Source organism: Vibrio sp. FF145 (genome assembly GCF_041439075.1).
GTDB classification, from domain to species: domain Bacteria; phylum Pseudomonadota; class Gammaproteobacteria; order Enterobacterales; family Vibrionaceae; genus Vibrio; species Vibrio tasmaniensis_A.
Map to the genome: position 1 here is coordinate 12205 of NZ_JBGONH010000027.1, position 12065 is coordinate 24269.

General features: G+C 43.5%; 9 protein-coding genes. 3 read left to right on the forward strand and 6 right to left on the reverse strand.

The features are described 5' to 3' along the window. Window positions 1-182: 182 nt before the first annotated feature. The 4 genes from yfaE to ubiG all read right to left on the reverse strand — a co-directional run bounded on the left by yfaE (window position 183) and on the right by ubiG (window position 5231). Complete coding sequence (yfaE, locus tag ACED42_RS11690) at window positions 183-461, reverse strand: class I ribonucleotide reductase maintenance protein YfaE (RefSeq protein WP_012604325.1); 279 nt, start codon at window positions 459-461, stop codon at window positions 183-185. Then, a complete protein-coding gene (gene nrdB, locus ACED42_RS11695) occupies window positions 461-1594 on the reverse strand; it encodes a class Ia ribonucleoside-diphosphate reductase subunit beta (protein ID WP_004733365.1) in 1134 nt (377 codons plus the stop codon). Before nrdB ends, yfaE begins: the two co-directional genes overlap by 1 nt. A gap of 103 nt (window positions 1595-1697) precedes the next feature. Next, window positions 1698-3980 (reverse strand): class 1a ribonucleoside-diphosphate reductase subunit alpha, encoded by a 2283-nt coding sequence (gene nrdA, locus ACED42_RS11700; RefSeq protein WP_009848849.1) that lies wholly within the window; start codon window positions 3978-3980, stop codon window positions 1698-1700. Between the two features lie 504 nt (window positions 3981-4484). Beyond that, window positions 4485-5231 carry a bifunctional 2-polyprenyl-6-hydroxyphenol methylase/3-demethylubiquinol 3-O-methyltransferase UbiG gene (gene ubiG, locus ACED42_RS11705; RefSeq protein ID WP_371702655.1) on the reverse strand — a complete coding sequence of 249 codons (747 nt, stop codon included), beginning with the start codon at window positions 5229-5231 and terminating at the stop codon, window positions 4485-4487. Window positions 5232-5489: 258 nt separating this feature from the next. Here ubiG and gyrA point away from each other — a divergent pair, with 258 nt between their 5' ends. Together gyrA and ACED42_RS11715 are read left to right on the forward strand one after the other, a co-directional pair. Beyond that, window positions 5490-8162, forward strand: a complete 2673-nt coding sequence (gene gyrA / locus ACED42_RS11710; RefSeq protein ID WP_017106649.1) for a DNA topoisomerase (ATP-hydrolyzing) subunit A — start codon at window positions 5490-5492, stop codon at window positions 8160-8162. Between the two features lie 253 nt (window positions 8163-8415). Next, window positions 8416-9045, forward strand: coding sequence for a tetratricopeptide repeat protein (locus ACED42_RS11715; RefSeq protein ID WP_371702656.1), 630 nt, complete (start codon window positions 8416-8418; stop codon window positions 9043-9045). A gap of 51 nt (window positions 9046-9096) precedes the next feature. On the opposite strand, the gene ACED42_RS11720 is transcribed toward ACED42_RS11715, so the two are convergent. Both ACED42_RS11720 and nrfA read right to left on the reverse strand, forming a co-directional pair. Then, complete coding sequence (locus ACED42_RS11720; RefSeq protein WP_371702657.1) at window positions 9097-9441, reverse strand: rhodanese-like domain-containing protein; 345 nt, start codon at window positions 9439-9441, stop codon at window positions 9097-9099. Between the two features lie 127 nt (window positions 9442-9568). Then, a complete protein-coding gene (gene nrfA / locus ACED42_RS11725) occupies window positions 9569-10999 on the reverse strand; it encodes an ammonia-forming nitrite reductase cytochrome c552 subunit (RefSeq protein ID WP_017101428.1) in 1431 nt (476 codons plus the stop codon). Window positions 11000-11480: 481 nt separating this feature from the next. Between nrfA and nrfB the strand changes: the two genes are divergently transcribed. After that, entirely contained in the window at window positions 11481-12065 is a 585-nt protein-coding gene (gene nrfB, locus ACED42_RS11730; protein WP_009848843.1) for a cytochrome c nitrite reductase pentaheme subunit, read from the forward strand.

The window sequence follows — 12065 nt, forward strand, 5'->3', positions numbered from 1 at the left end:
GGTGCAATAAGCGAGTTGTCTGATTGAGCCAACATGAAAAACAAAAAGGGCCTGATAATGAAGATTATCGGGCCCTTAAATTTTTAAGCTTTTCTGTTAACGATTCAACATTGTACTAATCGCGCTAAGTAGCTAAGTAGCTAAGTAGCTAAGTAGCTAAGTATAAGATCTAAGTACAAGTATTAAGCACTTTTTTGCTTATTTCTGTGAATAACGTTACTCAGCGATAGTTCTGTTTTTGCTTTACAGATACAAGGCAAAATTTCATCGCCTTGCGTGTAAGCCATAGCAAAACCAACGTACTCGACTTCACCTGAATCCAACGTACAGCGGCAAGCGCCACAGTGGCCATCTCGGCAGTTGTATTCTGGCTCTAACCCTGCTTGTTCCATTGTTTCCAATAGAGTATTTGAAGGGTTAGATTCAATAGAAGTCAGCTTGTTGATTTTGATTGTTGGCATTACAGCTCAAATCCTTCAAAGTCGTCAGCTTTTACTTCGTTGTCGATTTGGCCAACTAGGTAAGAACTGATTTCAGCTTCTTGTGGAGCAACTTGAACGTTATCTGAAGACAACCAAGCGTTGATCCATGGAATTGGGTTCGATGTTGCTTCTGGGTAAGCCGTACCTAGACCAACCGCTTGCATACGGATGTTGGTAATGTACTCAACGTATTGGCAAAGAATATCTTTGTTTAGACCAATCATAGAGCCATCTTTGAATAGGTATTCTGCCCACTCTTTCTCTTGCTCAGCCGCTTCTTTGAATAGGTCGAAACACTCTTGCTTACACTCTTCAGCGATCTGCATGAATTCGAAGTCATCTTGGCCATTACGCAGCAAGTTGATCATGTGCTGTGTACCAGTAAGGTGAAGTGCTTCATCACGAGCGATTAGCTTGATGATCTTCGCGTTACCTTCCATTAGCTCACGTTCAGCGAATGCGAATGAACATGCAAAACTCACGTAGAAACGAATCGCTTCCAGTGCGTTTACAGACATTAGACATACGTAAAGCTTCTTCTTCAGGTCGTGAAGTGAAATTTTAACGTCTTCGCCGTTGATGTTGTGGTTGCCTTCACCGTAGCGGTGGTAGTCAGCCGTCAGCTTGATCAAATCGTCGTAGTAAAATGCGATGTCTTTAGCACGCTTCAGGATCTCTTCGTTTTCAACGATGTCGTCGAATACTACGCCTGGATCATTTACGATGTTACGGATGATGTGCGTGTAAGAACGAGAGTGAATCGTTTCAGAGAATGACCATGTCTCAATCCAAGTTTCAACTTCTGGTAGTGATACCAATGGAAGTAGGGCAACGTTAGGGCTGCGGCCTTGGATAGAATCTAGAAGCGTTTGGTACTTCAAGTTAGAGATGAAGATGTGCTTTTCATGCTCAGGAAGCTTGTTGTAGTCGATACGGTCACTAGACACGTCGACCTCTTCTGGGCGCCAGAAGAAAGAAAGCTGCTTCTCGATAAGCTTTTCGAAGATTTCAAATTTTTGTTGGTCGTAACGTGCAACGTTTACCGACTGACCCAAGAACATTGGTTCTTTTAGTTGGTCATTTTTTTGTTGAGAAAAAGTACTGTAAGCCATAAATGCCTCAAATCCTTTAAAGACCCGCAATAAAACGGACCCTGTTAATGCTTTAAACCCAGAGAAGATAACTCTTCTCTGGGGTCTTAATGTTTATTGCGGTTTAGATCTTACAACCGCCGCCTTCACAATCTTCTTCCGGCACTTGAACTGCATCGCCTTGGTCGTCTTTAGCACCATCACGCGTGTTATGGTAGTAAAGCGTTTTAACACCATACTTGTATGCAGTTAGTAGGTCTTTAAGCAGCTGCTTCATTGGAACCTTACCGCTGTCGTAAACACTTGGATCATAGTTAGTGTTTGCAGAGATAGCTTGGTCAACGAATTTTTGCATGATACCCACTAAGTGTAGGTAACCGTCGTTATTGCCAATGTTCCAAAGTAGCTCGTAGTTGTTTTTAAGATTTAAGAAATCAGGAACAACTTGCTTCAGGATACCGTCTTTCGACGCTTTCACTGATACATAACCACGTGGTGGCTCGATACCGTTAGTCGCGTTCGAGATTTGAGACGAAGTCTCAGAAGGCATAAGCGCTGTTAGCGTAGAGTTACGCAGACCGTGCTCCATGATCTCTTCACGTAGCGTGTCCCAATCGTAGTGCAGAGGCTCTTCACATACTAAGTCGATATCTTTTTTATAAGTATCGATTGGCAGTAGGCCTTTCGCGTAGTTGGTCTCGTGGAAAGATGGGCAACGGCCTTGTTCTTTCGCTAGTTCAACAGACGCTTTTAGTAAGTGGTATTGAATTGCTTCAAAAGTACGGTGAGTCAGGCCATTTGCGCTGCCGTCAGAGTACTTAACACCATTCTTCGCCAGGTAGTATGCATAGTTGATGACACCAACACCTAAAGTACGACGATTCATTGTCGATTTGTATGCTGCTGGAAGCGGGTAATCTTGGTAATCAAGCAGTGCATCAAGTGCACGAACAACCAACTCAGAAAGCTCTGCTAAGTCGTCGAGTTCATTGATTGCGCCAAGGTTGAACGCTGAAAGCGTACACAGTGCAATCTCACCTTCGTCATCTTCCACGTTAGAAAGTGGCTTAGTTGGTAGCGCGATTTCTAGACATAGGTTCGATTGACGAACAGGAGCTACTTCAGAATCAAACGGGCTGTGTGTATTACAGTGGTCAACGTTCTGAATGTAGATACGACCAGTAGAAGCACGCTCTTGCATTAGTAGAGAGAACAGTTCAACCGCTTTCACAGTTTCACGTTTCACTGAAGGATCGTTTTCGTACTTAACGTACAGCTCTTCAAAACGCTCTTGGTTTTCGAAGAACGCATCGTAAAGTCCAGGTACATCTGAAGGGGAGAACAGGCTGATGTTGCCACCTTGAACAAGACGAGAGTACATAAGCTTATTAAGCTGTACGCCGTAGTCCATGTGACGAACACGGTTCTCTTCAACACCACGGTTGTTTTTCAGTACTAATAGAGACTGAACTTCACCGTGCCATAGTGGATAGAACACGGTTGCTGCACCGCCACGCACACCACCTTGAGAGCAACATTTTACTGCTGTTTGGAAGTATTTGTAGAAAGGGATACAGCCAGTGTGGAACGCTTCACCACCACGAATTTCAGAACCAAGCGCACGGATACGACCTGCGTTGATACCAATACCAGCACGTTGAGATACGTAACGAACAATAGAGCTTGCTGTTGCGTTGATAGAATCAAGGCTGTCACCACACTCGATCAGTACGCAAGAACTGAATTGACGAGTAGGCGTACGTACACCAGACATAATTGGTGTAGGTAGAGAAATCTTAAACGTAGATGAGGCGTCGTAAAAACGTTTGATGTAATCCAGACGAGTTGATTTCGGGTATTTACCGAATAAACAAGCAGCAACTAGGATGTAAAGGAACTGAGCACTCTCGTAAATTTCTTTTGTTACACGGTTTTGCACGAAGTATTTACCTTCAAGCTGCTTGACCGCTGCATAAGAGAAGTCTAAGTCACGCTTGTGGTCGATGTACGCGTCAAGCTCGTCAAACTCAGCTTTCGTGTAGTCTTCCATTAGGTGGCTATCGTATTTACCCATATCAACCAGTTTTGCAACGTGGTCATATAGAGCCGGTGGCTCGTACTCGCCGTACGCTTTTTTACGTAGGTGGAATACTGACAGACGTGCTGCTAGATATTGGTAATCAGGAGTCTCTTCAGAGATTAAATCCGCTGCTGACTTGATGATTGTCTCATGGATGTCAGTGGTGGTGATGCCATCGTAAAACTGAATGTGAGCTTTCAATTCTACTTGTGATACAGAAACATTGTGCAAGCCTTCAGCTGCCCAAGTGATCACTCGATGGATTTTCTCTAAATCGATTGTTTCTTTGCGCCCGTTACGTTTGGTAACAGTAAGTTGTTGGTTCATTCTGCTTAATTTCCCTAACAAAACTGAACAAAGCCGTGTTTTTGTGTATTTCTGTGTAATTTTTGTAAATTACGTTTCGGCTTTGTGATCTTGGTCTACCCATACATTGTAGTTCAAACACAACATATAGGGGTCATTTGTTTGTTGGGTTACAAGATAGTGCTACAGCTTATATTTTTCAAGGTAAAGAAATGGGAGTGCTTGTGGATAAGTGGTGGATTGAAAAAAAACTGTAAGTGACCACTAACTGACGAGGTTCGATGTGACTTGATTGTATAAAAATAGCCTTTTAAGGTTGCTTTATTTTTGCGCACACATAAAAAAAAATCCCTTGATCTTTGAGCAAAATGGGCAATGGATTTTGGATGATTAAAATTAAATCTAGGTGGTCAAAATGGAAGCGAGCGCACGAAATTTAGACTGAAAAAAGTCGTAAAGTTATGTTAATTACAACTCTTTTCAATCGTCTTTTTCTAAAAGATTTTAAGCTGGGGATATTAATAGTTATCGGGTGAGATTTTGCGTGTGGACTATGTAGTTAACATCGACATTTGTGCCCAAACGGTAAGTGTCCGTTAACGGGTTGTAGTGCAGTCCTGTAATCCCCAATTCTTGCAGCGGAGTGTTGTCTATCATCTTGATAAGTTCCGCTGGGCGAATGAACTTTTCGTGGTCGTGAGTACCTTCTGGGACAATCTTAAGTAGCTTTTCTGCACCTATTATAGCGAATAGGTAAGACTTAAAGTTACGGTTCAATGTCGAGAAGAATACGTGGCCGCCCGGTTTCACTAGTTTTGAACAAGCCGAGATAACCGATTGTGGATCAGGGACGTGTTCCAACATTTCCATGCACGTCACCACATCGTAAGTTTGTGGGTTTTGCTCAGCATGATCTTCAATGGTGCTTTGAATGTAATCAAGCTTGGTGCCGGTTTCTAATGCATGCAGACGAGCGACTTCTAGCGGTTCTTTACCCATATCTAAACCTGTGACTAGCGCACCTTCAACGGCCATGCTCTCAGCCAAAATACCGCCACCGCAGCCAACATCGAGAACTTTCTTGCCAAATAGGCATTCGGTTTTCTCTAGAACGTAATTTAGGCGCAGTGGGTTGATTTGATGTAGTGGCTTAAACTCGCCTTCTAGATCCCACCAGCGCGACGCCATGTCTTCGAATTTTTTGATTTCTGCTGGGTCTACGTTTTGTGATTTAGTCATAATCGGCATTTCCAAGTTAAATAATGCATCCATGAAATTGCAGGCATTATAACTTGCCTTTTCCTGCTGACCAGAAGATCTACAATTTTGCTAGTTTATTGAGTGTAAAGTGACCATGTTTCAGCAAGATATGACGCTGAGGTGCAATTTCTCATCAATAGATTGGCTACAAGGGTCACAAGATGGTAAAAGGAGAGGGAAAGTGATGCCTCCGTAGGTAAATTTGTGTTATATTTTTCGGTCTTATACGTATTCAAAAATACGATCTGACTATAGAGGGAAAATGGCTCTATGAGCGATCTAGCGAAAGAGATCACGCCCGTAAATATTGAAGATGAGCTTAGAGGTTCATACCTAGACTACGCGATGTCCGTCATCGTTGGTCGTGCCCTTCCAGATGTGCGTGATGGCCTAAAACCAGTACACCGCCGCGTTTTGTTCGCGATGAATGTATTAGGTAATGATTGGAACAAAGCATATAAAAAGTCTGCTCGTGTAGTAGGCGATGTAATCGGTAAATATCACCCACACGGTGATAGTGCGGTATACGAGTCAATTGTTCGTATGGCTCAGCCGTTTTCACTACGCTATATGTTAGTCGATGGCCAAGGTAACTTTGGTTCGGTTGACGGCGATTCAGCTGCGGCAATGCGTTATACCGAAGTTCGTATGTCAAAAATAGCTGGTGAGCTATTAACGGATCTTGATAAAGATACGGTTGACTTCGTTCCTAACTATGATGGAACCGAGCAAATACCAGCAGTTTTACCAACAAAAATACCAAACCTATTGGTTAACGGTGCTTCTGGTATCGCAGTAGGTATGGCTACCAACATCCCGCCACATAACCTTGGCGAAGTTGTTGATGGCTGTTTAGCATTTATCAATAATGAAGACATCACTATTGATGAGCTAATGGACTACATCCCGGGTCCAGACTTCCCGACAGCAGCATTAATCAGTGGCCGTAAGGGCATTGTCGATGCATATAAGACTGGCCGTGGCAAAGTTTACATGCGCTCGCGCGCGAACATTGAAATGGAAAAGAACGGTAAAGAAACTATTATCGTTACTGAAATTCCGTATCAAGTGAACAAAGCTCGTCTGATCGAGAAGATTGCAGAACTTGTAAAAGACAAGAAAGTTGAAGGCATCAGTGCACTGCGTGACGAATCTGATAAAGATGGTATGCGTATTGTTATTGAATGTAAGCGTGATGCTGTCGGTGAAGTTGTACTAAACAACCTTTACTCACAAACTCAACTGCAAACAACTTTCGGCATCAACATGGTTGCTCTGAACAACGGCCAACCACAACTTTTCAACATTAAAGATATGTTGAAGTGTTTTGTTGATCACCGTCGTGAAGTTGTGACACGTCGTACTATCTTCGAATTGAAGAAAGCGCGCGACCGTGCACATATCTTGGAAGCTCTATCTTTAGCGCTTGCAAACATTGATGAAATCATTGAACTGATCAAGAACGCACCAACACCAGCAGAAGCTAAAGTTGGTCTAGTATCTCGTGGTTGGGATCTTGGTAACGTTGCATCAATGCTTGAACGTGCTGGTACTGATGCAGCTCGTCCAGATTGGCTTGAAGACCAATACGGTATCCGTGATGGTCAATACTTCCTAACGGAAACTCAAGCGCAAGCTATTCTAGAACTTCGTCTTCACCGCCTAACTGGCCTTGAGCACGAGAAGATTCTAGACGAATACAAAGCACTTCTAGAAGAGATCGCTGAGCTAATGCATATCCTTGCAAGCACTGAGCGTTTGATGGAAGTTATCCGTGAAGAACTTGAAGCGGTACGTGATATCTATGGCGACGAACGTCGTACAGAAATCACAGCAGCGGTTCATGACATCGACATGGAAGAGCTAATCGCTCAAGAAGACGTGGTAGTAACGCTTTCTAACGCAGGTTACGTTAAGTACCAAATCCTAAGCGACTACGAAGCTCAGCGTCGTGGTGGTAAAGGTAAGAGTGCAACTAAGATGAAAGATGAGGATTACATTGAGCGTCTGCTTGTTGCTAATACTCACGATAACATCTTATGTTTCTCTACTCGTGGTAAAACGTACCGCCTGAAAGTTTACCAACTGCCTCAAGCAAGCCGCACCGCTCGTGGTAAGCCTATCGTTAACATTCTTCCTCTAGAAGAGGGTGAGCGTATTACGGCTATCCTGCCTGTTTCTGAGTTCTCTAACGAGAAATTCATCTTCATGGCAACAGGCGACGGTACCGTTAAGAAGACATCACTGGATCAATTCGCAAACGTACGTGCTAACGGCCTAATCGCAGTTAACCTACGTGACGATGATTCACTGATTGGCGTTGATATTACTGACGGTAATAGCGACATCATGCTGTTCTCGAAGTCGGGCAAAGTTGTTCGCTTTAACGAGGACAAAGTACGTCCAATGGGTCGTACTGCCTCTGGTGTTCGTGGTATGAAGCTTCCAGAAGACGATCAAGTGGTTTCACTGATTGTTCCTTCAAACGAAGGCGATATCCTAACTGTGACTCAAAACGGTTACGGTAAGCGTACTGAGTTGGCTGAATACCCAACGAAAGGCCGTGCAACGCAAGGTGTAGTATCTATCAAAGTCTCTGATCGTAATGGCCCAGTAGTTGGCGCTGTTCAGGTTGAAGAAGGCGATGAAATGATGATGATCACCGACGCAGGTACACTAGTACGTACTCGCGTAGCGGAAGTAAGCCAAGTTGGTCGTAACACTCAAGGTGTAACACTGATTCGTACTGCTGAAGACGAGAATGTTGTAGGTCTACAACGTATCGACGAAGTAGAAGAAGCTGAGATTGTTGAAGGCGAAGAAACTGAAGAAGCAAATGCTGACGCAGTGAACGCTGAAACGGCTGTTGTTTCTGAATCAAGTGAAGAGCAAGCATCTGATGCTTCTGACTCTGAAAGTGATAGCGAGCAAGACACTGAGTAATCTCGATTACGTTAAGTAATTAAGCTTACCAATGAAAAAACCGAGCCTAAGTGCTCGGTTTTTTATTGCCTGTCATTTCTCTTCTCATGTGGCTTATGGCTTATGGCTTATGGCTTAGGTCTGAATACCAACCTTAACCCGTCGCTTTTATGCAAAAGTTTGAGCATTAAATCTCGAACGCTAAACTTTGATCAATAACTAGGCAGTACGAAAACGATAGAGTAGAGGTAGATCTAAATAAAAGGGATGTGGAATGGATATCTGGTTGTTGGTTGCGTTGGTACTAATAAGTCTGTTTTTGCTCGCGGTCGTTATTGCCGCGAGCAACAATGGCAGCCATCTAAAAGGCAATGTGGTGATTTCTCTTACTGCAGTGGCTTTGAGCGTGCTGGTCTGGTCTCAACTGAAACAAGAGTTACCTCAACTTCCTTTGGATGATAGCAATAATTACACGGCGACAGATTTCGAAGATGAACTTCAACAAAGCCTCAAACAAGACCCGAATCAATCCGACTTGTGGTTTAAGCTTGGTGGTGTGTACATGCAGAAAGGGGAGTTTGATGCGGCATTCACTTGCTACGATTATGCGATTCGCTTAGATCCTCAAGCACCTTCTGGCCTCTATGCTGCCAAAGCAACCGCACTTTATTATCTTAGCTCTCAAGCGATGAGTGATGATGTTAATGCGTTGTTGGAGCACTCAATGCAGCTTGATCCCAATGATCGTACGGCATTGATGCTGATTGCGACCGATCACTTCATCAGCATGCGCTATCAACAAGCGATCGATGCGTGGACTCAAATCTTAGATTCCAATCAGAAGGGCATTGATCGTGTTTCTATTATCCATTCGATCAACCAAGCCAAACAGATGATCCGTTAAGCTTGGCTAATTGCTAAAGAGGCGGCCTTACTTAAGCTCTCATCTCTAAGACTATTGGTCTTCCTGCATCTCGATTAAGCCACCAGCATTGTGGATTTGAGTAAACCCTTGAGCACGCAAGAATTGATAAGCTTGCCCTGAACGATTGCCACTGCGGCAGTACAACACGATGGGTTGGTCTTTATCTATCTTAGCAAAGTGAGTAGCCACTTCAGAAAGAGGGTAGTTGATGGCGTTGTCTAGATGCCCTTGTTCGAACTCTGCAGGTGTTCTGACATCAACCACTAATGCACCTTTCTCTATTAATTCCCACCCTGTCTCAGCACGCTCAGATGCGTGAACGCTTGAACTGAGTAGTGCAATACATAATGCCGAAAGCGAAAGTAAGATTTTCATTGTTTATCCCTTGAATTGGCGAGTGGAACGGGGGTTCGATATTGATGTGTATTCCCCAAAAGCCTAAAAAAACCAGCCACACAACAATAGTGTGACTGGTTTTTACTTAATGGTCTAATTGAAGAAACTAGTATTCGTAGTTGGCTTCACGCTTTTCAGCTTGCTCTTCCCATTTAGGAACAACCGTGTCTAAGAAGTGTTGTTTCTCTGCGTTCATCTTATCCATGTCCATTCCAAGCGCTTTTTGAGCCGCTTCTTTTGTCGAGATATCTGGAATCTCGATTGGATCGGTGATGCCTTTCTTCGCCAGTAGACGAACAATCTTAGTACGAGCATCGGCTGCGCGGTCAACGGCAGTACCTAGCACTTCTAGAGCGATCTCAGGTGCGTGCATGTGAATACCGTGAGACGCGATAGCGTAGTCCCAGCGCCATTGAGCGTGACGGATATCGAGTAGGATAGGTTCCATCTCTTGCTCTGTCGCACCCGCTTCCCATGCTGCGCCTGCTTCAAAGTGAGCAGCAACGATTTGTTTCTCTGCTGTCAGCTTCATGTTCAGTACTTGCGCTTTACGGCTTGAAACGATGTTACGCATGGTTTCTTTCGATTGAGTGTGACAGTTTGCACACGTGTCTTCGAAGCGGTCGAATGGGTTACCCACTTTATGGTCGGTATAAACAGTGCCATCTTCTTTGGTGACTTTCGGCATATGACAGTCAGCACAAACGACTTTGTTCTTGCCGTGGATGCCTTCGCGCCATGTTTCAAAGCCTGGGTGCTGTGCTTTCAGCATGGGTGCTTTCGATACTTTATGCGTCCAATCTTTAAAGTTGATTGCATCATAGTAACGTTCCATGTCGCCAACGGTTGTACCTTGGTCCCAAGGGAATTTCACACCTTTGGTTGGCCCTGTGAAGTAGTATTCCACGTGGCACTGAGCACAAACAGAAGCTTGTTGGTCTAAACGACTTTGTTCATCAAACTTTTTACCAATCGTTTCAAATGCACGCTCAACGTAAGGACGAGTCACCTTCAGTGCAGGCTCACCATTCTTAAAGCCTTCGCTTTGGGTGTCGTGACAGTCTGAACAGCCAATAGGGTTAATGATCTCGTTGCCAAGACGCGCCCATTTACCTTCAAAATAACCATCTTCACCACGCTCTTCGATAACACGAGCGACATCTGGGCTCTTACAGCTCCAACACGCCATTGGCATTGGGCCAGAGCTTTCGTCCGTTGGGCCGCCAGTACGAAGTGTTTGTCTTACATCGTCAATGGCATAAAAGTGGCCGCGTGCTTTGTTGTAATCTTTTGCGAAGCCGTAGCCAGCCCACATGATGACCATGTTTGGATCTTCTTTTAGTGCGTCTTCAATAACTTCGCTTTCTGAAGTTTGTCTCCATGAATGATATTGATCTGGGTGGTTTTGCTCGAACTGGTCGTTACGAGGGTCGCCAATTTCTTTTTGTTCAGACGCAGCAAAACTGGTCGCGCTTGCTAGTGATGCGCTAACCATTAATAGTGCTGTGACCGAATTACGTATCCAATGCTTTTTCACAGTGATATCTCCAATATACTGATTCTTATACCAAGCGTTGTGAGTTTGCTATTCAAATTAAGAACTGGAGAATTCCTGTTTATATTAATTCATAAACAAACACATTTTGTTACGTGTTGGATATAGCTTGTCTTAGATCAATTAACGGTAGTGACTTCAATCACGTTGAAGTTTATATACCCCTAAAGGGGTATTGGTGGTTAGTGGTATTAAAATTTAATTGAGAATTATTATCATATATAACAATCAATTACCTAAATTGACCACTATATAAATAGGGTGATTGTGTTCACATATTAACCCATTCAAATTTCGCATTACCTAATTAGAGGTATATTCTGATTATAGAAAGCGTTGTGGCTTATCCAAAATAAGAATTGATATCATTTAAGCGGTAATAATATCGTTTAAGGGTACTTTTGTTTAACCGGAATATTATTTAGTTGAGAGTTAAATAATGCCGGTATAAGGAAAGGATAAAATGGGCAATATTAAATTGGCCATAGTCATAATGCTTAAATCCCTTCTAGCATTTTGCCTCTATGGTTATTCCATTCATGCTGTTGCTGAGCCTGCTGTTACGCCAGTAGGAGAATCAACAAGACATGAAGTCGAATTAATCCGCGACAAAGACTACAAGTGTGTTCAATGCCATAAAGATTCAAAAGAAACGGTATTGGGTTCACATGGTGAAAGTGCACACGCTTTACTTGGCCGTGAAGTAAATTGTACCGATTGTCATAGTTCAATTAGCCCCGATCACCGTGAAGGTGCACCTGAAGTGGTGAAGTATCGCGCGGCTCAATCACAACCAGGAACCGAAAAGGTTTTCCTCGATCCTAGCTTAATTTTAGATGCCAATAGCCAATGCATCGATTGTCACAAACCTGATGATCTGCGTGAAGCTAGCTGGACTCACGATGTTCACGCGCAAAACTTAACGTGTTCAAACTGTCATGATGTTCATGCGACTGAAGCAAAGGTGTTGGGCTTAGATAAAAAGCAAACCATTAAGCTGTGTGTGGATTGCCATTCAGACTTCAACCAGAAGAAAGAAGGGGAGTAA